This window comes from Virgibacillus siamensis, from assembly GCF_039522605.1.
GTDB lineage: Bacteria > Bacillota > Bacilli > Bacillales > Amphibacillaceae > Lentibacillus > Lentibacillus siamensis.
This window is the reverse complement of the sequence record NZ_BAAADS010000015.1, coordinates 136,053-162,069: the sequence shown is the minus strand read 5'-3', so window position 1 is coordinate 162,069 and position 26,017 is coordinate 136,053. Positions and strand designations below refer to the sequence as shown.

28 protein-coding genes are annotated in these 26,017 nt (G+C 42.9%); 12 read left to right on the top strand and 16 right to left on the bottom strand.

Annotated elements, in window-relative coordinates:
• Positions 1 to 10: 10 nt before the first annotated feature.
• Positions 11 to 394 (bottom strand): YbaN family protein, encoded by a 384-nt coding sequence (locus ABD010_RS11150; RefSeq protein ID WP_343813015.1) that lies wholly within the window; start codon positions 392 to 394, stop codon positions 11 to 13.
• Between the two features lie 110 nt (positions 395 to 504).
• Positions 505 to 1,299, bottom strand: coding sequence for a histidinol-phosphatase HisJ family protein (locus tag ABD010_RS11145; RefSeq protein WP_343813013.1), 795 nt, complete (start codon positions 1,297 to 1,299; stop codon positions 505 to 507).
• A gap of 111 nt (positions 1,300 to 1,410) precedes the next feature.
• Between ABD010_RS11145 and hisZ the strand changes: the two genes are divergently transcribed.
• From hisZ to hisC, 9 genes are all read left to right on the top strand, one after another.
• Positions 1,411 to 2,649: an ATP phosphoribosyltransferase regulatory subunit gene (gene hisZ, locus ABD010_RS11140; protein WP_343813011.1), complete on the top strand. Its 1,239-nt coding sequence runs from the start codon at positions 1,411 to 1,413 to the stop codon at positions 2,647 to 2,649.
• Entirely contained in the window at positions 2,646 to 3,281 is a 636-nt protein-coding gene (gene hisG / locus ABD010_RS11135) for an ATP phosphoribosyltransferase (RefSeq protein WP_343813009.1), read from the top strand. Before hisZ ends, hisG begins: the two co-directional genes overlap by 4 nt.
• Positions 3,278 to 4,564, top strand: a complete 1,287-nt coding sequence (hisD, locus tag ABD010_RS11130) for a histidinol dehydrogenase (RefSeq protein WP_343813007.1) — start codon at positions 3,278 to 3,280, stop codon at positions 4,562 to 4,564. Before hisG ends, hisD begins: the two co-directional genes overlap by 4 nt.
• Positions 4,557 to 5,141, top strand: coding sequence for an imidazoleglycerol-phosphate dehydratase HisB (gene hisB / locus ABD010_RS11125; protein ID WP_343813049.1), 585 nt, complete (start codon positions 4,557 to 4,559; stop codon positions 5,139 to 5,141). The genes hisD and hisB overlap by 8 nt, the downstream gene beginning before the upstream one ends.
• A 183-nt stretch (positions 5,142 to 5,324) precedes the next feature.
• The gene (gene hisH, locus ABD010_RS11120) at positions 5,325 to 5,930 is read left to right on the top strand and encodes an imidazole glycerol phosphate synthase subunit HisH (protein WP_343813006.1); all 606 of its coding nucleotides are present in this window, start codon (positions 5,325 to 5,327) and stop codon (positions 5,928 to 5,930) included.
• A complete protein-coding gene (hisA, locus tag ABD010_RS11115; RefSeq protein WP_343813004.1) occupies positions 5,927 to 6,649 on the top strand; it encodes a 1-(5-phosphoribosyl)-5-[(5-phosphoribosylamino)methylideneamino]imidazole-4-carboxamide isomerase in 723 nt (240 codons plus the stop codon). The genes hisH and hisA overlap by 4 nt, the downstream gene beginning before the upstream one ends.
• A complete protein-coding gene (gene hisF / locus ABD010_RS11110) occupies positions 6,639 to 7,412 on the top strand; it encodes an imidazole glycerol phosphate synthase subunit HisF (protein WP_343813002.1) in 774 nt (257 codons plus the stop codon). The genes hisA and hisF overlap by 11 nt, the downstream gene beginning before the upstream one ends.
• Positions 7,403 to 8,044 (top strand): bifunctional phosphoribosyl-AMP cyclohydrolase/phosphoribosyl-ATP diphosphatase HisIE, encoded by a 642-nt coding sequence (gene hisIE, locus ABD010_RS11105; RefSeq protein ID WP_343813000.1) that lies wholly within the window; start codon positions 7,403 to 7,405, stop codon positions 8,042 to 8,044. The genes hisF and hisIE overlap by 10 nt, the downstream gene beginning before the upstream one ends.
• Positions 8,034 to 9,116 carry a histidinol-phosphate transaminase gene (gene hisC / locus ABD010_RS11100; RefSeq protein ID WP_343812998.1) on the top strand — a complete coding sequence of 361 codons (1,083 nt, stop codon included), beginning with the start codon at positions 8,034 to 8,036 and terminating at the stop codon, positions 9,114 to 9,116. The genes hisIE and hisC overlap by 11 nt, the downstream gene beginning before the upstream one ends.
• A 52-nt stretch (positions 9,117 to 9,168) precedes the next feature.
• On the opposite strand, the gene ABD010_RS11095 is transcribed toward hisC, so the two are convergent.
• The 9 genes from ABD010_RS11095 to ABD010_RS11055 form a co-directional block, all read right to left on the bottom strand.
• A complete protein-coding gene (locus ABD010_RS11095; protein ID WP_343812996.1) occupies positions 9,169 to 9,894 on the bottom strand; it encodes a SurA N-terminal domain-containing protein in 726 nt (241 codons plus the stop codon).
• A 264-nt stretch (positions 9,895 to 10,158) separates the two neighbouring features.
• Complete coding sequence (locus tag ABD010_RS11090; RefSeq protein WP_343812993.1) at positions 10,159 to 11,097, bottom strand: siderophore ABC transporter substrate-binding protein; 939 nt, start codon at positions 11,095 to 11,097, stop codon at positions 10,159 to 10,161.
• A 16-nt stretch (positions 11,098 to 11,113) separates the two neighbouring features.
• On the bottom strand, positions 11,114 to 11,872 hold the full coding sequence (locus ABD010_RS11085) for an iron ABC transporter ATP-binding protein (protein ID WP_343812991.1): 759 nt from the start codon (positions 11,870 to 11,872) through the stop codon (positions 11,114 to 11,116).
• Entirely contained in the window at positions 11,866 to 12,816 is a 951-nt protein-coding gene (locus ABD010_RS11080) for an iron chelate uptake ABC transporter family permease subunit (protein WP_343812989.1), read from the bottom strand. The genes ABD010_RS11085 and ABD010_RS11080 overlap by 7 nt, the downstream gene beginning before the upstream one ends.
• Positions 12,806 to 13,759, bottom strand: coding sequence for an ABC transporter permease (locus ABD010_RS11075; protein ID WP_343812987.1), 954 nt, complete (start codon positions 13,757 to 13,759; stop codon positions 12,806 to 12,808). Before ABD010_RS11075 ends, ABD010_RS11080 begins: the two co-directional genes overlap by 11 nt.
• Positions 13,760 to 14,236: 477 nt before the next feature.
• Positions 14,237 to 14,962: a DsbA family oxidoreductase gene (locus tag ABD010_RS11070; protein ID WP_343812985.1), complete on the bottom strand. Its 726-nt coding sequence runs from the start codon at positions 14,960 to 14,962 to the stop codon at positions 14,237 to 14,239.
• A gap of 67 nt (positions 14,963 to 15,029) precedes the next feature.
• Positions 15,030 to 15,878, bottom strand: a complete 849-nt coding sequence (locus ABD010_RS11065; RefSeq protein ID WP_343812983.1) for an MBL fold metallo-hydrolase — start codon at positions 15,876 to 15,878, stop codon at positions 15,030 to 15,032.
• Positions 15,879 to 16,052: 174 nt separating this feature from the next.
• Complete coding sequence (gene fni / locus ABD010_RS11060) at positions 16,053 to 17,105, bottom strand: type 2 isopentenyl-diphosphate Delta-isomerase (protein ID WP_343813047.1); 1,053 nt, start codon at positions 17,103 to 17,105, stop codon at positions 16,053 to 16,055.
• Between the two features lie 82 nt (positions 17,106 to 17,187).
• Positions 17,188 to 17,724 (bottom strand): 2TM domain-containing protein, encoded by a 537-nt coding sequence (locus ABD010_RS11055; protein WP_343812981.1) that lies wholly within the window; start codon positions 17,722 to 17,724, stop codon positions 17,188 to 17,190.
• A gap of 85 nt (positions 17,725 to 17,809) precedes the next feature.
• Between ABD010_RS11055 and ABD010_RS11050 the strand changes: the two genes are divergently transcribed.
• Entirely contained in the window at positions 17,810 to 18,418 is a 609-nt protein-coding gene (locus ABD010_RS11050) for a TetR/AcrR family transcriptional regulator (RefSeq protein WP_343812979.1), read from the top strand.
• The gene (locus ABD010_RS11045; RefSeq protein WP_343812977.1) at positions 18,415 to 18,963 is read left to right on the top strand and encodes an HD domain-containing protein; all 549 of its coding nucleotides are present in this window, start codon (positions 18,415 to 18,417) and stop codon (positions 18,961 to 18,963) included. Before ABD010_RS11050 ends, ABD010_RS11045 begins: the two co-directional genes overlap by 4 nt.
• A gap of 191 nt (positions 18,964 to 19,154) precedes the next feature.
• Here ABD010_RS11045 and rsgA read toward each other — a convergent pair whose 3' ends face one another.
• From rsgA to ABD010_RS18375, 5 genes are all read right to left on the bottom strand, one after another.
• Positions 19,155 to 20,219 (bottom strand): ribosome small subunit-dependent GTPase A, encoded by a 1,065-nt coding sequence (gene rsgA / locus ABD010_RS11040; protein WP_343812975.1) that lies wholly within the window; start codon positions 20,217 to 20,219, stop codon positions 19,155 to 19,157.
• Positions 20,220 to 20,624: 405 nt separating this feature from the next.
• Complete coding sequence (locus tag ABD010_RS11035) at positions 20,625 to 21,449, bottom strand: aldo/keto reductase (protein WP_343812973.1); 825 nt, start codon at positions 21,447 to 21,449, stop codon at positions 20,625 to 20,627.
• Positions 21,450 to 21,524: 75 nt separating this feature from the next.
• A complete protein-coding gene (locus ABD010_RS11030) occupies positions 21,525 to 22,178 on the bottom strand; it encodes a winged helix-turn-helix domain-containing protein (RefSeq protein WP_343812971.1) in 654 nt (217 codons plus the stop codon).
• 33 nt (positions 22,179 to 22,211) lie between these two features.
• Complete coding sequence (gene abc-f / locus ABD010_RS11025) at positions 22,212 to 23,840, bottom strand: ribosomal protection-like ABC-F family protein (RefSeq protein ID WP_343812969.1); 1,629 nt, start codon at positions 23,838 to 23,840, stop codon at positions 22,212 to 22,214.
• Positions 23,841 to 23,966: 126 nt separating this feature from the next.
• Entirely contained in the window at positions 23,967 to 24,083 is a 117-nt protein-coding gene (locus ABD010_RS18375) for an RAxF-45 family protein (protein ID WP_390350862.1), read from the bottom strand.
• Between the two features lie 334 nt (positions 24,084 to 24,417).
• Between ABD010_RS18375 and ABD010_RS11020 the strand changes: the two genes are divergently transcribed.
• Positions 24,418 to 25,842: an amidase family protein gene (locus ABD010_RS11020; RefSeq protein WP_343812967.1), complete on the top strand. Its 1,425-nt coding sequence runs from the start codon at positions 24,418 to 24,420 to the stop codon at positions 25,840 to 25,842.
• Positions 25,843 to 26,017 lie beyond the last annotated feature (175 nt).

The following is a 26,017-nucleotide window of genomic DNA, read 5'->3' as shown; positions in this document are numbered from 1 at the left end:
TAACTTGTTTTTATCTTTCCACGTTATGTAACGTTTTCTGCTTTAAAATAAACCATGTGAAAAAGGCTCCGATACCGACCAGCAATAATTTAATCGCCAGTAACGGAATAACAAACACAATGGAAAAACCCATGGTAATCCATAGGACGATAACCCCCATTACTTTTGCTTTTAAAGGAATCCCCCTGCCCTGCCTGTAGTTTTCTATATAGGAACCAAAATATTTATTCGTAATCAGCCATAAATACAACCGTTTTGAACTTCTGACATAGCAGGCTGCAGCGAGCAGCAATAACGGTGTAGTAGGCAGCAATGGCAGTATAATGCCAATGAGACCTAACACCAGTGAAACGGATCCGGCAATGACTAATAAAAATTTTGTTATGCCTTTCATGTATTCACCAGCTACTGTTAAATATTTATTACACTATCCTTATTATACCATCCTGCCTCTTTTCATGTCTTATAAATACAGAAAAATTGTGTCTGTTTTTTAACGCGCTGTTAAAATTTGCTTAGCTTATGAAACTCCGGTGCTCCCTCATTAAAAGTGGTTACATACGTAAATCCAATCTGTTTCAGCAGTTCAATGGCGTCACGGAAATCGTAGGCGACGGTTGATGCCACATGTGAATCAGACCCGAGTGTAAGAATCTCACCGCCACACTCCTTGTACAGTTTTAGAATATCCATACTTGGCATGCCCTGCTCCATTCCATACCGTTTTCCCGACGTATTCAGTTCAATCCCCTTTCCCGCTGGAATAATTTCACGGAAAATTTCACGTATTACCTCATGAAAATGTTCGGTGCTTTCCTGCTGTAAATATCGTTTTACCAAATCAATATGTCCAAGGATACTGAAGTTAGAGAAATCCTTCATGCATGAGAGCAATTCACTGTAATACGCTTCACAGGACGCTTCAGGCGTTCTGTCTGCGAAAAAACTTCCTGAGTGGAGATCTTTTCCTTCAGCGCTGTGCATGGAGCAAATGATAAAGTCGAAGCGATGATTTTCCAACAAATTATTATACCGGTTCAGTAAATGCGGCTGCAGTCCAATTTCCACCCCTTTTTTAATCTGAATACAATCTTTATATGCGGACTGTACTTCCCTGATTTTTCTGTCGTATGCTTCCAGGTCAAATTCAAACACGATTGATTCATCGGGATAATCATAATCAATATGCTCCGTAAAACATATCTCCTTCATTTCGCGTTCCATTGCTTTTTCAATTGTCTGTTCCATCGGCGTGTCGCAGTCTGCCGAGAAGTTACTGTGAATGTGGTAATCAAACATTACAATTCATCCTTTCTGGTTGACAAGATTTCTGTTACTGTATAGAATACTAGATAACTTTAATTAAATAAAGCGATAAAGTAGTAAAGCGAATGAAAGGAGTAAATTTCCTTGCAGCAATATTTACTGGATAATTCCAAAGATACCAGCGTCACAGATTTTCAAATATGGAACCGTACCATTTCCACCCTAAAAAATCGTTTTTTCACTTATGGCTACAGACAGGTACAAACGTCAGTTTTTGAAGATTACGATTTATACGCTGCAATAGTCGGCACCATTCCGAAAGATGACATGATTAAAGTCGTGGACAATTCCGGAAAAGTTCTTGTCTTGCGGCCGGATATGACCATCCCTATTACCCGGATGGCCGCTGCAGAAAATAAGACCGTTCACAATTCGCGGCTGTTTTACGTTCAGGACGTTTTTCGTCAGTCATTCGAACAAATAGATCGGAAAGAAGTAACACAGGCTGGTGTTGAATGCTTTGGGGAAAGCACAGCTGAAAATGATGCGGAAGTTATTGCACTTGCGATTCAATCCCTGAAAGATCTTGGTTTTGACTCCTTTAAACTGGAAGTCGGTCATGCCGGATTTTTCAAAGCACTTCTGGATGACCTGAATATACCGGCAGAACAAACAGAACAAATTAAAACATTCATTCAATCCAAAAATGTTGCTGAGCTTGGAACATTGCTTGCGGACCTTTCTGCTGAAAAGGAACTGATCGCAGCTGTCCGGGCAACCCCGATGCTGTATGGTGCCCCGGAAAATGTAATCGAACAAGCGGAAAAACTTGTTTTAAACAAAACAATGAAGCTGACACTAGAAAAACTGCGGAATGTTTATCAACTGTTGGAGGCATATGAACTGACCGACTATGTTGTATTCGACTTGGGATTAATCAATAACATGAACTACTACACGGGTGTCATCTTCCAGGGATTTGTATCAAGTCTGGGGAAGCCGGTGCTTATGGGTGGAAGGTATGATCATCTTGCCGGAAACTTCGGCGCTGACATGCCGGCGATTGGATTTGCCTGTGACGTTGACCGCCTGCTGCAGGTAATTTACAAGGCAAACAAGGCGGACCAATCCTTTGTCACAGATAATATGTTGATAGTTTACGAGGAAAGCAAACAGAATGTGGCACTGGCTGCAGCAAATGACTTAAGGGAGATTGGGTATCCCGTAGTTGCCTCCTCATCAGCCAAGCAGGAAACTGCCGATTGTGAAATCAGATTCACTGCAGCGGAGAATCTGCTGATCATGAATGGAAAGAAAACTGCTTTTAGAAATAGAGGGGAACTATTGCGGCTCATTGAGAAGGGAATGAAAAACAGCACATGAAACCTATCACAATAGCACTTGCCAAAGGACGAACTGCCGAAAGCACCATCAGCCTGCTGGAAAATGCCGGGATCCATTTTCCCGAATTTGACCCGACAAGCAGAAAACTGATTTTTCACACCCAAGATCAATCGGTCAGCCTGATCTGTGTCAAAGCAGTTGATGTTCCGACATATGTGGAAAATGGAGCTGCCGATATTGGTGTCGCCGGCAAAGACACGATTCTGGAATCACAGGCCGATGTTTATGAACTTTTGGACCTGAAAATTGGTGCATGCCGGTTTGCGGTGGCCGGAAAACCTGAAACTTCATTGGGTGACGCTCATCAGATAACGGTTGCTACAAAATATCCGAATGTGAGCCGGAACCACTTCCTGAAGAAAGGAATAATGGCAGAGACAATTAAGCTGAACGGATCGGTTGAACTTGCACCATTAATCGGATTGGCGGATGTGATCGTAGACATCGTCGAAACCGGGACAACACTGCGGGAAAATGGACTGGAAGTGATGGAAGAAATAGAACCTGTCAGTACAAGGCTGATTGTGAATAAAGCAAGTTTTACGACACGGTCTCAGGCAACACATGACCTGATCCATAAATTGCAGTCGGCCATGGAGGTGGAAAAATGAACATAATGACAGCGGAACAATTCAGAGCGGAAAAAAATTCGTTGTCAGATGCCACGGTGAACAACGCTAAATTAGATAAAACAGTGCTGGATATTATTCAAAACGTCCGGGAATCAGGTGATGCCGCGCTGTTTCACTATACGGAAAAATTTGACGGAGTACAATTGGGGCAGCTAACCGTGTCACAGGAAGAATTTTTGGAAGCAGAAGAAACTGTCAGTGATACATTTATGACTGCATTGGAACAAGCCCGGGAAAACATTGCCGCATTTCACGAAAACCAGAAAGAAAAGTCATGGTTCACCAATCGGGCGGATGGCGTAATGCTTGGCCAGCAGGTTAACCCCCTTGAGAAAGCCGGCATCTATGTACCCGGCGGAAAAGCCGCTTATCCGTCCACAGTGCTGATGAATGTCATTCCAGCAAAACTGGCTGGCGTGGGGAAAATTTGTATCACCACACCACCAGGACCGGACGGGAAAATAAGCCCTGAAGTATTAGTGGCAGCTAAACTTGCCGGTGTTGATAAAGTATATAAACTCGGCGGTGCACAGGCGATTGCCGCATTAGCGTACGGAACGGAATCAATTGAAAAAGTGGCCAAAATTGTCGGACCGGGAAATGCATTCGTTGCGCGCGCTAAAAAGTGGGTTTATGGGGATGTTGCCATCGATATGATTGCAGGACCAAGTGAAATATGTGTTGTCGCGGACGAAACTGCACAGCCGGAATTTGCCGCTGCAGACCTTTTATCACAGGCCGAGCATGATGAACAGGCACGGTCCATCTGCATTACAACAAATCGGGTGCTTGCGGAAAAAATCAGTGAATCGGTATCAAGCCAAACTGGACAGCTTGAGCGAAAAGCAATTATTGAAAAATCACTTGAAGCAAACGGAAAAATTATCATTGCAGACACCCTTTCCGAAGCATTTGATGTCGTGAATGAGATAGCTCCCGAGCACCTGCAGCTGATGATTGAAAATCCTGCCGAAAAACTGGGAACGATTCAGAACGCGGGAGCCATTTTTCTGGGAAACTATGCACCCGAACCACTAGGAGATTATTTTGCCGGTCCGAACCATACCCTGCCGACCAGTGGAACCGCTGTATTTTCATCACCGCTTGGTGTATATGACTTTGTTAAAAAATCTAGCATTATTCAATATTCAAGACAGGCACTGCAGGAAGCGTCCGACAGTATTATTACCCTGGCAAACGCAGAAGGATTGACTGCACATGCCAATTCAATTCTGATAAGGAGGGATGTCAATGATGCGTAAACAGTCTATTCAGCGAAGCACAAGCGAAACAGCAGTTAATCTGACTTTTTCCATCGATGGAACCGGAACAGCCAAGGTAGATACCGGCGTCGGATTTCTGGATCATATGCTAAATTTGATGAGCCGGCACGGACTTTTTGATATGGAACTTACCTGTGACGGTGATTTAGAAGTGGATCAGCATCACACTGTGGAAGATATCGGCATAGCGCTTGGGCAGGTTTTCAACAAGGCACTGGGAGATAAAGAAGGTATTAACCGTTATGCGACAGTAACCACGCCAATGGATGAATCCCTGTCAACGGTTTCGGTTGATATCAGCGGGCGAGCGTACTTTGTTTATCATGTAGGAGGGCTTAAAGATAAAGCGGGCACGTTTGATACAGAGCTGGTTGAAGAGTTTTTCCAGGCATTTGCCAGCAATGCACGACTGACCCTTCATATCAATCTCGCTTACGGTTCCAATACACATCATATGATTGAGTCCATTTTTAAAGGCTTTGGCCGGGCGCTCGACCAGGCAAGCTTCCGGAATGCGCGGATTGAAGGGGTCCCATCGACAAAAGGGTCATTGTAGTAGGGAAGCACGGATTGAAAAGTGCTGCGCATGTTTGGCTCGCAGGTTCGCACGTATGGATGGTGGGTTTGCACGTTTTAGTGCTTAGTTCGCTCGTTTGGGTGCCGACTTCGCTCGTTTGCCCAGCAGCTCGCGCGTACGTGTTTTATAATTGATAGTAATTTTGTAAAGGAGACAGAAGCTATGATTGCGATCATCGATTACGGTGCCGGCAATATCAAAAGTCTGCAGTTTGCATGTCAGCGGATCGGGCTTGATACTTGTCTGACAACCGATATCCCAACAATTAAACAATCCGCGGCAATTATCCTGCCTGGTGTTGGGGCATTTAAAGATGCCATGGATGCGCTGAGAAGACACAATTTAGTCGGCACCATTACCGAAGAGGCTTCAGCCGGGAAACCGATTTTGGGAATTTGCCTCGGCATGCAGCTGTTTTACGAGCATAGCTTTGAAAATGGCAATTGGCAGGGTCTGGGACTGTTACAAGGCAATGTCAGCCTGCTTCCGGATTCGGTAAAAGTGCCGCATATGGGGTGGAATACACTAAAGCACCATCAACGAAACGCTATTTTGAACGCGATTAACCAGAAAGCCTATGTTTATTTTGTCCATTCCTATGCTGTTACCGATAATCAAAAAGAGGATCTCATCAGCAGTTCCGAATATGGTAGAACAGTTCCGGCTATAGTTCAGTCTAAAAACATTACGGGCATGCAGTTCCATCCGGAAAAAAGCGGTGAGACCGGACTGCAGCTGTTAAAAAATTTTGGGGAGATGGTTTCATGATCGTATTACCAGCAATCGACATCAAAAACGGAAAATGTGTCCGCCTGAGACAGGGAGATTATAATCAGGTAAAGATTTATAACGACTCCCCCGTAAAAGCTGCACTTGACTGGCAGCAAAAAAATGCGGCCTATCTGCATGTTGTTGATCTTGATGGTGCCAAGTCAGGTGATTCCACGAACCTCAGTACCATTAAAAAAATAGCCGAGGAAACGTCCATCCCCGTTCAGGTCGGCGGCGGAATCCGTTCACTGGAGCGAATCGATGAATATGTGCAGGCTGGAGTTGACCGCGTCATTCTTGGCACTGCCGCGATTACGGATAAAACCTTACTAAAAGAGGCAGCAGCTGAATACGGATCAAAAATTGCTGTCTCCATCGATGCCAGAAATGGTTACGCAGCGACCGATGGCTGGACGGAAACAACCGATGTAAAGGCGGTTGACCTTGTAAAAGAGCTTGAGGAAGTCGGTGTTCAAACCATTGTATACACAGACATTATGAAAGACGGTATGCTGAAAGGACCAAATTTTAAAGAACTTCAAAAGATGGATACTGCAACTTCCATGAATGTCATCGCCTCGGGCGGCATAACAACCGAAGCCGATATTGCTCTGCTAAGGGAAATGGATCTGTACGGCGCCATTATTGGCAAAGCACTTTACGATGGGGCACTAGATCTTGCCGCTTTGATGGAAGGTGATGCAAATGCTCGCTAAACGAATCGTCCCCTGTCTTGATGTTGATAGAGGACGGGTTGTGAAAGGACGTAAATTTAAGAACATCAAGGACGTGGCGGACCCGGTTGAATTGGCTAAAAAATATAACCAGGCTGGTGCTGATGAACTTGTTTTTTATGATATTACGGCTTCCAGCGAAGAACGCAATATTTTTTTGGATGTCGTGCAAAATGTAGCTGCTGAAATCGCCATTCCTTTTTCAGTCGGTGGCGGGATCCGGTCCGTCGATGACATCCACCGGACATTACGGGCCGGAGCGGATAAGGTATCCATCAACAGCGCAGCAGTCAAAGACCCGCAAATACTGACTGATGCCGCGATGAAATTCGGCAGTCAGTGTATTGTGCTATCCATTGATGCAAAAGCAGTCAGTACAAACAAGTGGCAGGTATATATAAATGGCGGAAGAACGGATACCGGGATGGATGCCATTGAATGGGCAATGGACGGAGAAAAACGTGGTGCCGGAGAAATTGTCATCAACGCAATTGATACGGACGGGGAAAAGAACGGCTATAACCTGGAACTGACCAGAGCCATTTCGGAACATGTCAACATTCCGGTAATTGCCAGCGGCGGCGCCGGTACGATGGGGCACTTTTCAAATGTACTGAAAACAGGTGGAGCCGATGCTGCCCTTGCCGCATCTGTGTTCCATTACGGTGAGATTAATATAGCCGAACTGAAAGACTTTCTCAGCGAAAACAGCATTACAGTCAGGAGGGAACCATCATGGAAATAACTTTTAATCACCTTTCATTTGACGAGAACGGGCTGATCCCCGCTATCATTCAGGATGCCAAAACAGGTGACGTTCTCACACTTGCGTACATGAATGAAACAGCATTACAAAAAACCATTGATACCGGCGAAACCTGGTTCTTCAGCAGAAAACGCCAGGAACTTTGGAATAAAGGGGAAACATCCGGCAACAAACAGCTTGTTAACGGTATATCGTATGATTGCGATGCAGATGCATTGCTGGTGCAGGTCGACCCGAAAGGACCAGCTTGCCATACAGGGGAAACATCCTGTTTTTATCAATCGCTTATTTCGGGCAAGGAAGCTAGCCGGACCGTAATCCATGATGTTGCCGGAAAAATCAGGGAGCGGCGGCAGAAACCCGTTGAAGGTTCCTACACCAACTACCTATTCACGGAAGGAATTGATAAGATTCTTAAAAAAGTTGGTGAAGAAAGCAGCGAGGTAATTATTGGTGCAAAAAATAATGACAAAGATGAAATCAAATGGGAAATTGCTGACCTGACGTACCATACATTAGTGCTAATGGAACTGCTGGATGTATCGATTGGTGATATTAAAGAGGTATTATACGGCCGGCACATTGCAAAGGGAAATGGCTATGACAAGTAAATTCTGGAGTGAAACGGTCAGACGCACAGAACCGTATGTACCCGGTGAACAGCTTGATCTGCCTGATTTGCTGAAATTGAATACGAATGAGAATCCATATCCGCCCTCACCCGCTGTACGTGAAGAAATTCAACAAGAACTGGATCGTAAACTGCAGCTGTATCCATCGCCAACTGTTGATGGGCTGCGTCAAAAAATAGCAGATTACTATACGCTGGAAAGTAAAAATATATTTGTTGGCAATGGATCAGATGAAGTACTGGCATTTGCTTTTATGGCGTTTTTCAACAGTTTGGAAACCATTCGATTTCCGGCTGTTTCCTACAGTTTTTACCCGGTCTATGCCAAGCTGTTCAACATTCCGTTTGAAGAAGTGGAACTAAACCGGGACTTTACCATCCAGCCGGAATGTTTTTTCCAATCAGAGGGCGGTGTTATTTTTCCAAATCCGAATGCACCGACAGGTATTTATCTGGAATTGGATTCGATTCGGGATATTTTGGACAGCAATCCGGATCGGGTCGTCATCATTGACGAGGCATACGTGGATTTTGCCGGTGAATCAGCTGTATCCCTGGTGAATATGTATGACAATCTGCTTGTGGTGCAGACCATGTCAAAGTCACGGTCACTTGCCGGACTGCGCATTGGATTTGCATTGGGACACCCTGAGTTAATTGAAGCACTGATACGCATTAAGGATTCGTTTAATTCCTATACATTGGACCGTCTGGCAATAGCCGGAGCGAAAGCGGCTATTATGGATACGGAATACTTTCGCAAAACAACTGAAAAAATCACCCGAACGAGGGATTGGACAGTTGACGAATTAAAAAAGCGCGGATTTCATGTCCTTCCATCAAGCGCGAACTTTGTGTTTGTCAGTCATTATAAGCATACAGCTGAGCAACTGTACACAAGACTGAAGGAACAACATATTTTGGTCAGACACTTTACAAAACCGCAAATTGAAAATTATCTCCGGATCACGATTGGAACTGATGAACAGATGCAGCATTTATTGCGTGAACTGGACAAAATGGATTGTAAAAATGGCAGCCGTCCGAATTAACGGGCGGCTGCCATTCCTTTACAGGGGCAGCTGCTGTTAACTGCCCTTACGCTTAAATCATTTCTTTAATATCAGCTTTATCCTTCAGACTTTTTACTTTAGCCTGCAGCTTTTGGTTTTCTTTTTGACTTTGCATCTGTTGTTTTAAGCGGTCTTTAATTTTATCAAATTTTGGCATCTTCTTTTGCTGTTTCTTAATTTTCTTGTACTGTTCTTTTGCTTCTTTATCCGTAACCTTTGTATCTGGAAGCTCCTGATCAATATATTTCTGCAGTGTCAATTCAAAAGCCAGCTGCTGCTTGTATACATCTTCTGTCAAATGGTAGCGATCAAGAATTTTGGCGAATTGCTTCTTGTTTTGAGCTTTTGTTTTATCGAATTTCTTTTGTACTTTTTCATCAGAGACGTTAATTCCGTTTTTCTTCGCATCCTGCTTTAAAAGTTCCTGCTGAATCAAAATATCAAGTGTTTGCTGTTTTAATTTCTTCGTGTTGCTGACATCTTTTCCATATTGATTCATCAAAATTTTCGTCTGTGCATACATCGCATTATATTCTTTACCATTAACTTTATTATCATTTACCTTCAATACGACTTTGTCATTTTTTACTTTTTCTTTATCCGTTATTTCAACATTTTGCTTGTTACTCTGTTTTGATTGCTCTGATTGCTCTGATTGTTTATCTGCTTGCTTGTCTCCGCTGGCGGAATCATCTCCACAGGCACCTAAAACGACTGCAATGCTTACTGCCAGAAACAGCATTATAAACTTTTTCATCAAAGATTTCCCTCATTTCATATGATTGTCCTTATATTCAAACATACGAAGGCTGGTGATAGCAAGTATTTTAACAGGGCTAAGAACCTCTTAAAGTTGTCCCGGCGCGCTTCAAGCCTTATCTTTACATTTCATTTACATTTCATTCCAAACTTCTGCCGTAAAAACCCCACCATATCGGGAGTTTTCCGGATTGTAAATCTAAATGTATTTTTTCCATTCAAAAGGGACAACCTTCGATGGATTGCCCCTTTCTACTTATCATTATTCCAAACTTGCAGCTATTTCATTCACCATTTCATGAACGGATACTAAACCGCCACCTGACAGATACCAGAAATCCGGATCCAGGTATACGATGTTATCATTTTTATAGGCATTTGTTTTTTTGGTAAGTTCGTTTTCCACCAGTTGTTTTGCGGATGAATCACTTCCGACAACTGCTCCCCGGTCAATAACGTACAGAATATCCGGATTTTGTTCAACTACGTATTCAAAAGAGACGTTCATGCCATGCGTTGATACTTCAATTCCTTCATCAACAGCCGGCACTCCAAACACATCATGAATCAAACCAAACCGTGACTTCGGACCGTATGCGCTGATTTTATCATCATTGGCCAGAATAATCAGTGCTTTTTTATCCATGTTGTAAGCTTTTTCTTTCAGGTCAGCGATGGATTTTTCAATTTTCTTCAGTTCCTTATCAATCTCATCCTGTTTATCGAATATTTTTCCGATTGTTTGCAGGTTTTCTTTAAATGAATCCATGTATCGGGTGGTGTCTACCCCCAAATAAATCGTTGGTGCAATTTCCTGCAGCTGTTCATACAAGGACGATTGTCTGCCGGAAATGATAATCAGATCCGGGTCAATTTGCGCAAGTTTATCAAAATCCGGCTCTTTTAAACTTCCCACATTTTCATAATCATCACTTTCATATTTGGACAAATAATCAGGCATACTTCCATGTGGGACACCGGTTACGTCAATCCCAAGCTTGTCGAGCGTATCCAGTGTTCCGTAATCAAACACCACAACGTTCTCCGGATTCTTCGGTACGTCCGTTTCACCCAGTTCATGTTTTACCGTAATGGTTTCTGTATCCCCATTTGATTTATCCTCACTTGCATCGGAACTCCCGCATGCCGCCACGAATGCGGACATTGCAACAATAATGAATAATAATAAAACCTTCTTCACTAATATCCTCTCCTTTTTATGCGAAATAGACACAAATTTTATTGTTGTTTATGTGTTTAATATCAATATCCATATCGTAAATATCTTTCAGTACACATTCATCAATCACATCACATGTTGGACCTTGTTTAACAATTTTCCCATCCTTCAATGCAACAATCTGATCGGAGTAGCATGATGCAAAATTGATGTCGTGAATCACAATCAGAATCGTTTTACCCAGGTCTTTTACGAGCCTGCGCAAGGTTTTCATAATCTGAACGGAATGACGCATATCCAGGTTATTGAGCGGTTCATCCAGTAGAATATATTCCGTATCCTGAGCGATCACCATGGCGATATGTGCACGCTGCCGCTGACCACCGCTGAGTTCATCTAAATATTTATCTTGAATCGGTTCAAGCTCCATGTAGTCAATTGCCTGATCGACCATTTCCCAGTCTTCTGCCTTCAACCTCCCTTGTGAATATGGAAAGCGCCCAAAGGAAACAAGCTCCCGGATTGTCAGACGCAAATTAATTGCATTGGACTGCTTTAAAATGGATATCTTTTTAGCCAAATCATTGTTTTTTGCCTTCGTAACATCTTCCCCATCAATCGTAATAGCGCCTGCATCTTTGGTTATCAGCCTGCTGATCATTGAAATCAGCGTACTTTTCCCGGCACCATTCGGCCCAATGAAAGATGTGATGGTTCCCTTCTCAATCTTGACCGAGACATCATCAATGACACTTTTCCGGTTATATTTTTTAAATACACCTTTAATATCTACCATGATTTATTCTCCTTTAATAAAAGATATATAAAGTAAACACCGCCGACAAAATTAATAATCACACTTACCGTTGTCTGGAAAGAAAAAACTTCTTCCACAATAAACTGTCCGCCCAGGAGTGCAATGATACTGATCAATGCTGAGCTAATAATGATATAAAAGTGCCGAAACGTTTTCAGAAATTCGTAAGTGACATTTACGACCAGTAAGCCAAGAAACGTAATCGGTCCAATTAATGCTGTTGCGATTGAAATCATAATCGCAACAATCACCAGAAGCCGCTTGACAACAAAATCATATGGTACACCAAGATTAATCGCCTGATGCTTTCCCAGCGCCAGTACATCCAGATACTTATAAAACCGCATGAAATAAATGAAGACAAGGACCATCAGCACAAGTGACAGATAAACCAGACTTTCATTTACGTTGTTAACACTTGCAAACATCCGGTCCCTGGCAACCATGAACTCATTCGGATCAATCAGGACCTGCATGAAGTCAGTGAAACTTCCAAAGAATGTGCCTAAAATCATCCCGATTAACAGCAGGAAATATATATTATTGCCTTCCCCTTTAAACAAAAAGCGGTACAGAACAAGTGAAAATAAGACCATTGCCCCAACGGAAATAAAGTAATTGATATTGCTGCTCATCATCACCAGCGACTGAGAGCCAAATGCAAAAATGATAAACGTCTGAATCAGCATATACAACGAATCAAGACCGAGAATACTTGGTGTCAAAATCCGGTTATTCGTAATGGTCATGAATACAGTTGTCGAAAAAGCAATCGCTGATCCGGTAAGAATAATGGCAACCACTTCCATAATTCGCCGTGGAAGAATGTAACCAATGTTGCCGGTTAAATCATAGCAAATATACAGAATGCCAATTACGATTGCGATGACTGCCAGGATAATTGTTTTTTTCTTATAACCCATATTTCTTTCTCCTCAGCAGCAAATAAATAAAGATTCCGCTCCCGACCACACCAACCGTCAAGCTGATCGGGATTTCATACGGATAGATGATCACCCGGCCGATCATATCACAGGCAAGCACGAAGACCGCTCCAAGCAATGCTGTATGTAATAAACTTTTCTTGAGGTGGTCGCCCTGATAGATGGTTACAATATTCGGGATAATCAGTCCCAAAAACGGAATCACCCCAACAGACAGAACAACCGAAGCAGTAACAAGCGCCACAATGATTAGGCCGATATTGACAACCTGACGATAATTCAGGCCAAGATTTTTGGAGAAGTCCTCCCCCATTCCCGCAATCGTAAATTTATTGGCAAACAGATAGGCTGCAATCAGAATCGGAATACTGACATACATCAGCTCATAATTGCCGCTCATGATCATGGAAAAGTCACCCTGCATCCAGGACGACATATTTTGAATCAGATCATTTTTATAGGCAAAAAATGTGGCTAACGAACTGATAATATTGCCGAACATTAACCCTACAAGCGGAATGAAAATGGCATCCTTGAATTTAATTTTTTCAAGGATTTTCATAAATACGAGTGTTCCGATTAGCGCAAAGGCAAATGAAATGAGCATTTTTTGTAATGGACTTGCCGATGTAAAGACCATCAGAGCAACCAGAATCCCCAGCCTTGCCGAGTCCAGCGTTCCCGCAGTCGTCGGCGAAACGAATTTGTTGCGGCTCAACTGCTGCATGATAAGCCCGCAAATACTCATGCTCATTCCCGCAATCAGGATGCTGATCAATCTCGGAACCCTGCTGATTAACAATATTTCCAACTGATCATCGGTCAGCGTGAAGATTTCCCATGGCGCAATATCTGACACGCCAATAAAAATAGAAGAAGCGGATAAAATGATAACCGCCAGCACCAGGTAACGAATTTTCATATAAAAATTCCTTCTTATGTTGTTTAGAATGATTACTATCTTTTAACCAATCTAATTAATAATGATATTCATTATCAATTAGATTCTAAAGTAGATTATAGCATAATAAAATTTCCCGTCAATATACCTTCTGGAAAAAATTGCGGCTGATAATGAAACTTTTGGGAAGTGGTGTGAGGAGACCCCTGTGCTCCTTCTTTGCGTTGGGATTGGGTGCAAATTTTGTTCAGCGGATGTGGCAGTTTCTTCGGCGGTTTCACCCATTTCTTCGGCGGGTGCGGCGGTTTCTTCGGCGGTTTCACCCATTTCTTCGGCGCTTTTATTTTGCGGCTTTTGCAAAAAGTACGGCGGGAGTTCGCTTTTGTTCGGCGGCAACTCATGTTGATATGGTGAGCTGATAATTTTTCACAAAAAAAACTAACCCGCTCAGTTTTAACGGGTTAGTCATCAGTAGACGACTCATTATATTTCGCCCAATCATTCATTCTCTTCAGTCACACAACCTTCATCTGTGCAGTAGGTCGTTTTTGACTTTTTTGGATTTAGTGATTGCAGTACAGGTTGTTCCTTCTCTTCCTCCCATACTTTTTCCAGTGCCTCTGAAAAGGCTTCTGGAGGCTGTGCGCCGGATACTGCATATTTCTCATTAAATACGAAAAACGGTACACCCTGAACACCAAGTTGTCTAGCCTGCTCTTCATCAGCGCGCACGTGAAGTGCATAATCGTCCAGCTTCAGCATCTCGGTGACTTTTTCCGTATCCAAGCCCATTTCTCCAGCCAATTTTATCAAGGTTTGGTGATCACTGATAAGCTCAGAATCCGTGAAATAGGCTTTTAAAAGTCGTTCTGTCATTTCCGTTCCTTTGCCATTTTCATCAGCAAATTTAGCTAGCCGATGTGCATCAAATGTATTCGTATGCCGCATTGTATCAAAATTATATGTTAACCCCAGTTCTGCAGCCTGTTGTCCAAGCGATTCATTCGAATTCTTCGCTTGTTCCACGCTCATTCCGTATTTTGAAGCTAATAGTTCATGAATACTTTTACCCGGGGCAATCTCTGCATTCGGATCCAGTTCATAACTTTTATATTCAATATTCACATCATCTTTATATTCAAATTCATTCAATGCCTTTTCCAGTCTGCGTTTGCCGATATAACAAAAAGGACAGACAAAATCGGACCAAACTTCTATTTTCATGGAAAACACCTCATTTCTGCCATTATTGTAGCACGAAATCTACTTTTTCATGAAATGTTGTGCTTACTTAATGATCCACATAACGTCCGTAGTCCGGTACTGCTAACTGTTCAAATTCACCTGCCAGCTTGTCCAACCCTTTTCGAAGTTCCTCGCCTTCCATCACATAACCATGCCCGGGAATTACCAGTTCAATTTTCAAGTCGGCCAGTTTTTTTACGGAATCTTTTGCTGCCTGCCAATCTGTTGTCAGATATCGTGGCGGCCCATTTACTTCTGACGTCTGCATTAACACATTGTAAAAAGAATCCTGCCTGACCGTAATGAACGCATCACCTGAAATCAATGTGGCATCATCTTCCCGGTAAAACGACACATGACCTGGGGAATGGCCTGGTGTATGGATCCATTTCCAGCCATCCAATCCCGGTACACTGTTATCATCCGGCAAAGCTTTAATCGCCTCCCCAGCATTGATCGGTTCATTCGGATAAACACCTGAAATCTTGGCCAAAAGCCCGCCTTCAACTGTCGTATCAGGCTCCGGATAACTTTTCTTACCTGTTAAGTAGGGCAGCTCCAATTCATGTGCATATACCGGAACATTCCATTCTTTAATAAGGTCAATCAGCCCGCCAACATGATCAAAATGGCCGTGCGTCAGTATAATTGCAGATGGTTTAGTGTCTTCACCAAAACGCTTTTCTGCTTCTGCTTTAATTTCTGCAGCAGCATTCGGCAGTCCGGCGTCCACAAGCACCCAGTTATCTTTTTTCGGAAATCCTATAAAAGCTATATTTACAATTTGATCGGTATAGAAATAAATGTCATTCGCAACCTTTTCACCTGATCTGCTCGTAATGGAGGTCATCGGAATTATCCGTTGATCCTCACTCTCATGCAGTTCTTCATCCATTACTAATACCTCCTTTCGCTTTAGTATCCGATGAATGAAGCATAATCATGCATTGCTGAATTTAACATACTCGCGGATATGGAATGTTTGCATGTTTGGGCCGGCGTTCGCACGATTCTATTACTACAACATAAAAAAGCTGCTCCCCGATTCAGGAAAGCAGCCCCTGTTTAATTATTCCTCTTCAAGCAATGATTTTCCCATAATGGTCACGCGCTTCGTATTTTTCAAATCGCCAATAGTCCGTGCTCCGATTCCGAACATCGTCATTTTCAGTTCCAGTTCAATTTGCTCCATTGTCTCGACAACTGCACGATCGGATTCAGTTGCAGCTTGCAAAAGAGTTCGGGCAAAACCGACCAGATCTGATCCAATCGTAAGTGCTTTTGCCGCGTCCATACCGGTCTTCATCCCACCGCTGGAAACGAGTGGCACATCGCTAAGGGCACTTTTAACCGACACAATACAGTCCTTCGTCGGAATTCCCCAGTTATTAAACGCTTCAGCCGCAGCTTTTTTCAATGGGTCTTGTGATCGCAACTTTTCAACCTGGCTCCAGGAAGTGCCACCCGCTCCTGCCACATCTATATAAGAAACACCTGCGTCATACAACTTTTTCGCTACAGTGCCGTCAATACCAAAACCCACTTCTTTTGCACCAACCGGAACCGTCACTTCCCTGCATACTTTTTCAATTTTGGGAAGCAGACCTTCAAAGTTCAGGTCGCCTCCGTCCTGGACAGCTTCCTGCAAGGGATTAAAATGCATCACGATGGAGTCCGCTCCGGTCAAATCAACAATACGTTGACATTCGGCAGCACCATACCCATAGTTCAGCTGCACCGCACCGATATTCGCAATCAATGGGACAGTTGGCGCCTGCTTTCGTATTAAAAAAGAATCTTTGTGTGCGTCACTTTCGAGTAATGCCCTTGTGGACCCAAGTCCAATTGCCCAGCCCTTCTCTTCAGCAGCAACAGCCAGATTTTGATTGATTTTCTCAGCAAGTTCCGAACCGCCCGTCATCGAACTAACGAGAAACGGTGCTTTAATCGGCTTATCCAAAAAACTGGTCCCCAAATCAATATCATCGAAATTTATTTCCGGCAATGCATTATGAATAAAGGAAATCCCTTCAAGGCCAGTTGACTTATTTACACCCTCCACATTATCTGTTAAACAATGGCGAATATGCTCCGTCTTACGCTTGTTGATACCTTCCTCCATCATCACACATCCTAACTGTATATTGTAATCTCATTAATTATTAAAGCGATTACTATCATCATACCAATTATTTGGACAGGTTTCACTTGTTTTCTTTTTTAGGAAAAATGGTGTAGCTGAAGCTGATGATAAAATCAATCCCGAGAATAAGCGACCAAAGCCGGAACGTATTGAACAACGCTTCTGTTTGTGACGGATGGTTAATATATAATATGATTGCGCCCAATATAGCACTCCCGATACACCAGGCTAAAAAATGATGGTACCAGCCTTTGCGTTCATATTTTGCTAGCTCCGTGCCAAATTTTTTCTTTTTAGGCGGTCTTTTTACACCGCCGAACAAGTATGAAAATTGCCGGTCGGCCCAGTTGATCATTTGATGGCCATATGCAACGCTGACCCCGATATAAATAGCGGCAATGCCGTGCACAGTTGTGGCAGTTGCCCCGTTTTTCAGATCTATAACAGTTACAGTCAAAAGAAATAAATCGACAATTGGTGTACAAAGAAGTAATACGTATCCTAATTTATTTTTCCCGAAAATGTAACGGGCTATCAACCCAGCCAGAACAAACACCCAAAACCCTATCTCACACGCAACAATCAGCCAGCCAATCATAATTCCGCCCCTTTTTAATACAAATGTATTAAAAACATCATAGCATATGCTATCTAAATAATACAAGTGTGTTATAATAATAAGTATGCCAAAAATAGTTGATCATGAACAAAGAAAAATTTTAATAGCAGAGGCAACCTGGACCGTCATTACAAGGGATGGACTGGAAAAAGCTACAGTCAGAGAAGTTGCCCAAGAGGCAGGTTTGTCACCCGGAGCATTAAGACATTATTTTTCCACTCAAAATGAGCTGCTGGCCTACTCGATGAAGCTTGTTTCAGACCGTGTAAAGAAACGTGCAGAGAGTAAAAATTATGAAGGACCGCGATTGGAGGTAATGCTTGAATTACTCAGTGAAGCGTTGCCAATGGATGATGAACGACGAATTGAAATGGAGGTGTGGCTTATCTTTTCGTCGCGATCATTAGTTGACAAAAAGCTGCACAGTCTTAGCCAAAAGGTGTTTACGGAAATGCGGCATGCAGTCAGACTGGTGATTGACAGGCTGACTCAACTTGGTTTTATCAGAAACAGTATTGACCCGGAATTGGAAACCCGTAAATTGCATGCGCTAATTGACGGTGTTGGACTGCATGCACTGTTACATCCTGATATGTTGACAGCGCAGGAGATGACCAAGATCATCAAAAGTCACTTACTATCGCTCTGTAATGGTGAGGAGGAACATGCATGAAACAAAAAGCCAAAGTATTTGCGGAAAAAGCACATGCAGGTCAAAAACGAAAAAGTTCGAATGTACCTTATATAAGCCATCCAATTCGCGTTGCTGACCGTCTGGAAAAAGTCGGTGCCAGCGATGAACTGGTCTGTGCCGGATACTTGCATGATGTCGTGGAAGACACGCCTTATGAAATGGAAGATATCGAAGCGAAATTCGGACCGCGTGTCACCCATTTGGTTGCAGCCCATACCGAAGACAAATCAAAATCCTGGCAAGAACGAAAACAGCACACGATTGATACGGTTAAGTACGCCGAAAAAGAAGTGAAATATTTGATTGTCGCTGATAAGCTTGATAACCTGCTTTCGATGGAACAGGAATACCAACGCCAGGGTGACGCGCTTTGGAACAAGTTTAATGCCGGTTTTGACAAACAAAAGTGGTATAACGAATCAGTGGCTGCGAATATGACTGTAGGCTTGGACGATGATGAAGTACCAGCTTATTTTCAGGAATTTGCGGATATTGTGGAGCGGGTGTTTGGCAGGGAAAATTGATTTTCGTGCTTTGGAGGGCGGGGCAGACTGCTGCTCGAAGGAGGAGTTTCAAAATCGAGCATATATATTCCGAAAACGAGCATATCTGCCTTAAAGTCGAGCATATATATATTTCCGAAACGAGTATTTATCCTTTAAACGGCAAAACGCCTCCCTGCTGCAGCCTGCACCAACAAGGGAGACGTTCATCATCACCGTTTTTTACGAAGCTTATAACCGGCATGCCGTTGCCTCTTCAATTTTTTCCATCTGTTTTTTTCTTCCAAATATGCGCGCTGATCCTGTTTCCGCCGTTCAAACGCCAGTTCACGTTGCAGCTTCAGGTAGCTTTGAAACCGTTCATAAGACAAATCGCCATTTTCCAACGCCTCCTGCACCCGGCAGCCTGGCTCCGTATCGTGCTTACAATCGTTGAACTTGCATTCTTTTTCAAATGCTTCTATGTCGCTGAAGGTGGAATCCATGGACGATTCGCCATCCCAGAGTTGCAGTTCCCGCATGCCCGGGGTATCAATCAGCATCGCACCATATGGAAGTATGAACATTTCCCGATGTGTTGTTGTATGCCGGCCTTTGCTGTCTGTCTCGCGGATATCTTTCGTTTCCTGTACCGCTTCATCCAGCAACGTATTTACCAGGGTCGACTTGCCAACACCTGAAGAACCGAGCAATGCTGCAGTTCGTCCTGCAGGCAGGTATTCCAGCAATTCATCGATGCCCTCTCGTGTTACATTGCTGATTGCAACAGTTGGAACACCTATTGCCACCTCTTCCACCCGCGCGATAGCAGCTTTCACTTCATCGACAGAGCACTCATCCTTTTTGGTCAAAACAATTATTGGCGATGCACCGCTCTCATATGCAGCCAATAGATACCGTTCCATTCGACGCACATTCAAATCATGATTTAATGAATTGACGATAAAGACAGTATCCATATTAGCAGCAACTATTTGCGCCTCGACCTTTGGACCGGCAGCCTGCCTGACAAACTGACTATTGCGTGGCACCAGTTCCTGAATAACAGCCTTTTGTTCGCTTTCCAGTTTCTGAACAAGCACCCAATCTCCAACAGCCGGGAGATCAAGTGAGTGTGTCACTTGGTTTAAAAATTTTCCACTTAGATGTGCAGCATAATCGTGCTCACCATCCGAAACGTGGTAGCTGTTTTTTTGGACCGCCATAATTCGTACAATGTTTTCGTCATCAATATCCTGAATGGAACAATCCCATCCGATTTTTATTAAATTACTCAATTATAAAATTCCTCCCTGGTTATCGGAGGAATAGTCTTGCTTTAAACCGACTGTTCCTCCATTTTGCTATTTGTGTTTTTGATTAAAATCTGCTTTACAATTTCCATAAAACACCACTCCTTTCAAAATGGATGAACCTGAATAATTACCAGTATACGTTTTTTCAGAAAAAATGCAACTGACTGAAAGGAATTTTAAATGTGGCACCGGATCGGATTAACACCCTGTGGATTCGTATTTTTCTGTGAAGGAACGTATTTTCTGTGAAGGACTGTATTTCTCCCTGGAGGACCGTATTTTTCTGTGAGGGACTGTATTTTTCCCTGAAGGATCGTATTTTCACATGAAGAACAATATTTTTATAAAAAACCGGACACGGCTTTCATACCATGTCCGGCTTATCACTTACCGATGATTCATTTGGCTTGGTTCAGGACCATTGCGGTGATTGCGGTCCAGTTCAGCAATTTTCTTCATGTCATTTTCACTTAGTTCAAAATCGAACACATCAAAGTTTTCCTCAATCCGTGATGGTGTAACGGATTTCGGGATGACAATTGCATCGGATTGGAGATGCCAGCGAAGTACAACCTGTGCAATAGTTTTGCCGTAGTGATCAGCAATTCCCTTCACAACATCATTACTCAATACATCCCCGCCACTCATTAACGGGCTCCAGGATTCTACATAAATACCATGTTTCCTGCAGAAGTCTTTCATTTCTTTTTGCTGCAGATACGGATGGCACTCAACTTGATTGACTGCGGGTACAACTTCACATTCATCCAGCAGGCGCTGCAAATGGTCAATGTTGAAGTTGCAGACTCCAATCGCTTTCACACGTCCATCTTTATACAGTTTCTCCATCGCTTTATATGTCTCAACATAATCATCAAACTCAGGAGTCGGCCAGTGAATCAAATACATGTCGACATAATCCAGTCCGAGACGTTCAAGACTCTTATCAAAAGCTTTTAGCGTATTTTCATAGCCTTGATCCGAGTTCCAAACCTTCGTTGTGATGAACAGATCTTCGCGGGCAACATCACTTTTTTCAAGTGCCCGTCGCACACCATTTTCATTTTCATATACTTTTGCAGTATCAATCGAACGATAGCCAACTTCAAGTGCCTTTGATACGGCCGGGGTTGCTTCCTCATCGGGTACCTGCCAGACACCAAACCCGAGCTGCGGCATTTTCAAGCCATTATTTAATGTTACGTAATCCATCTGATCGCTTCCTTTCTATATAGTGCATTTTTAAGTTTATCACAACTGTTTTCCCTATAAAAAATTTTGCATCCGCTAAATATCGATGGCAAAGTTACGTTTCAATTGTTTTTCTCCTTCATTTGTAACTTTCAACGAGCGGGATTCTGAAACTCGTTCAATCCATCCCCATTCCAAAAATCTTTCCAGCAACGTTCTGCCTAATGAACCAGCAATATGATGTCGACGCTCTGTCCAGTCCAGGCATTTCCTGCTGCCTTTCTTTTTGGGAAGGACTATTCCCAGGTCACAGAAAAAACTTTCCCCTTTCTCGGTTACGTTAAACTCCTGTTCTCCTTTTACAATATAACCATGCTCCATTAAGGATTCAGCAAGCCTTACACCCAATTCCCCCGCAATATGGGAATAGCATGTTCTTGCATCACCAACCGCACTTTTTTTTGCATCCTGTTTCAGCGGCCTGATATCCGGTTTCGGCATTGAATTTAATACCTCTGCTACTCTTGCTGCCGTTGCTGTATCCTCTATTCCGTAATACGAATGCCGGCCATTGTTCTCTGTATTAATGATATTTTCTCCAACCAGCTCAGCTATATGACCCCTCGTATCCTTAACGCTCATCCCGGCCATATACGCCAAATCACCAACTGGATAAAACCGTTCATCTTGCAAAATGGCCAAGATACTGCGTTGTTCCTGTGATTGAATCATTTCTACAACATTCTTCAAAAAACACACCCCCTTTATGACCTGTACTAAGCGCTAGTTGCTATTTCGCTTCTCCCGCGCGAATGAGTAGTTTCCCTCATATTTCTGAAGACCACGATCTGCCAGCCAATACGTTATCGGAAATATTTTGTCCAAAAAATACCGATCATGCGAGACCGCAATAATCGTTCCGTTAAATTGTTCCAAAGCATCTTCCAGCACTTCCTTCGACTCGATATCCAAATGGTTGGTCGGCTCATCTAAAATCAGCAGGTTATGATTTTGATGGACTAACTGTGCCAGACGCAAGCGCATTTTTTCGCCGTCGCTCAGCGTTTTTACTCTTTGAAAAACAGTTTTCCCATAAAACATAAACCTGGCCAATATCCCTCTTGCAACGCCTTCTGTCACATGGACCTGATCACGAAATTCATCAAGAATCGATCGTTCGCCATCCATCTCTATCATGTGCTGCGATAAAAAGCCGACCGACAGATTACTACCCAGCCTCAACTCTCCATCCATCACGGATTCCTTTCCCAGTATCATTTTCAGAATGGTGGATTTACCGCATCCGTTTTTACCAATAATGGCAATCCGCTCCTTGAACCGGACAAACATATTAATATTTGTAAATAACTGCAGCTCACCATACGACTTGCAGACATCTTTCATTGTTACAACATCTTTTCCACTCCGCTTATTCATCTGAAAATCCAAGTCCATTTTTTTCTGTTCTAAAACTGGTTTTTTCTTTATTTCCATTCGTGCCAAAGCCTTTTCCATACTTTTAGCGCGCCGGTGAAGACCAGCATTGGGCGGGTTTGCCTGATTGGCCCACTCTTTCAGCCGCTTAATCGTATCTTTCATCTTCTTTATTTTCTTCTGCTGGTCCTCGAATTGCTGAAACTCCCTTATCAGCCGCTCTTCCCGCTCTTTGACAAAACCGGAATAATTCGTATGATAGGTTATCAGTTCACCTTGATCCATCTCCAAAATAGACGTTACGGTTTCATCCAGAAAATAACGATCATGCGAAACGATTATTACTGTTCCCTTATACTGATTGATAAAATCCGTCAGCCATTCGATAGCTGCTAAATCCAGATGATTGGTTGGCTCATCAAGCAGCAACAGATCAGGTGATTGCAACAATAATCGCGCCATACCAACTTTTGTCCGTTCACCGCCACTAAGCTGAATCCACTTTTTGTCAGCCAAGTGTTCTATATTCAGACCGGTTATAATACGTCTGACTTGTGAATCGACTTCATATCCGCCCTCCTGCTGGAATTTTTCCTGCAGCTCTCCGTATTTTTCAATGTGGCGAGTTAATTTTTCAGAGTCCGTTTCCTCAGCCATGGACTGCTCCAGCTCTGTCATCTTCTCTTTTAATATCTCAACTGAAGCGAACACCTCATAAAGTATTGCTTCCACCTGCTTTTCATTCTCGATCTCAGGCGTTTGCCGCAACATCCCCGCCGTCGAATCTTTTTTCCACGTAATCTGGCCTGACACCGGCTGCGTTTTTCGAGCAATTAAATCCAACAGTGTTGTCTTACCTTCCCCGTTTCTGCCAATCAGACCGATTCGATCACCCTGCTTTATTTCAGTCGATATATTTTCAAAAATCGTATTTGCACCAATTATTTGCGTCACCTTTTGTATACTGCATACAATCATATTCTCTTCCTCCATTAGAAGAGACACTTCCGCTTTAACACAAAAAGACGACAGAGAAACACTCTCTACCGTCTTTTCAATAAAAAATTCCGTTTGTGGGCAGATGTCTCTTACTGGTTTTTTCCGTTAAGTTGTCTTCAAAAAGGGCATACGTACCCCTTGAAAAGAAACATCGGAAAAAAGCGCATAACAAAGCCACAGGTATTCTGTGAATTTTGAAATGCCGCTGCCAGTAAAAGTCATCTGTCCCACCTCCTTTGTCACTATAAATTCAGTTTATTTGAAATCGTACGGGAAGTCAATTCATTTATTCTGGTGATTCCAGCAGATGAATATAATTCACCAATTCACGCACCAGGTAATGTATACAATCATTTTCTTTGAACTTTTCATCCTCAGCATAAATGAGCAAATGTAAAAAGGGCTATTTACAACAATTCTGCACAAGCATAATTCACATAAATAAGCTGTTTTTAACAGAATTTCTTAAATTTTAAAGATTATATAAATTTATCCATTTACCCGACTATTCTGCTATAATTGCACTTATAAAATAAACCCTGGAAGGAGACCCCACATGTCATTCACAATAACCGAAGCAACCTTTTCCGAAATGCAACTGGAAATGGGCACTGGTAATCTATCTGCAAAGAAATTAACAATAATGTACCTCAAACAAATCGCACTACATAACAACGAAATAAATGCCGTTTTGGAAATAAATCCGGAGGCACTGCACATTGCCGAGGCGCTCGATACCGAACGGGCTGAAAAAGGTGTACGCGGACCGCTTCATGGCATTCCTGTTTTAATAAAAGACAATATCAACACAGGCGATAAAATGCATACAACTGCAGGTTCCGTTGCACTTGAAAATAATTTTGCAGATGAAGATGCTTTTATCGTCAACAATTTGCGTGAGGCTGGCGCGGTCATTCTAGGAAAGACCAATCTAACTGAGTGGGCCAACTTCATGACAGAAGGAATGCCTAATGGGTACAGTTCATTAGGTGGACAAGTTATGAATCCATATGGTCCTGGGAAACTTGACGTCGGCGGTTCAAGTGCAGGATCAGGTGCAGCTATTGCGGCAAACTTTGCTGCAGGGGCAATTGGCACGGAAACGAGCGGATCGATTCTCAGTCCCGGCAGCAGCAATTCACTTGTTGGCATAAAACCAACTGTCGGATTACTGAGCCGCACTGGAATTATCCCTATATCGAACAGCCAGGATACGGCAGGGCCAATGACACGGACTGTAGAAGATGCAGTAATTATGTTACGTGTGCTTGCTGGTACAGATGATGAGGATCCGGCTACTTTCATTAATCGGCAAGAACTGGACTATTCTTTATTTTTAAATAAAAACGGATTGCAAAACGCAACGCTTGGCATTTCGCGCGATTACTTAGAAGGACTGGATGAAGAGGAACGCACTATCATTAACACTGCTTTAAAAAATATAAAAAACTTGGGAGCCAAAATAGTTGACCCAATAACACTTCCTACTAATTTAGACGATATCAATGTACTCCTGCATGAATTTAAAAGTGGCATAAATGCGTATTTAAAAAATTTATCGGTCAATGCCCTGGTTCATTCGTTAGAGGAGGTTATTCAATTTAATGAAGACCATAAAGAAAAAGCTTTAAAATATGAGCAGTCCATACTTAAACAATCAAATGAAAAGAGTGGCCGTCTTGTCGAAGCGGAATATATCAATGCCCGATTAAATGACCTGAAAATGTCACAAGAAAAGGGTATCGATGCGATTATGAATGAGCACCGGTTGGACGCTTTGATTTTTGCAAATAATTACGGAGCAGGGATTGCTGCAAAGGCGGGATATCCATCCATCACTGTTCCGGCTGGCTACACCTCAGAAGGAAAACCGGTCGGCATAACATTTACAGGGAAAGCTTTTTCGGAAGCAAAATTAATCGAATTGGCATATGCCTATGAACAAGCCACTAAACATCGATTAATTCCAAAACTTGATTAAGCCGGAATTCTAGAACAAAGGCGTAAGCGCCCGTTTAGCAACGTACAAACTGCGCCCTGCCATGCAGGGTAGGTCGGCGTTGCCGCGCAAAGCGGCGGTTTTAGCCGATCTTCCTTAAATGAGATAAAGGAAACACGCCCCTTCATAGGGGTGTGTCGACGTTGGCCGCAAAGGC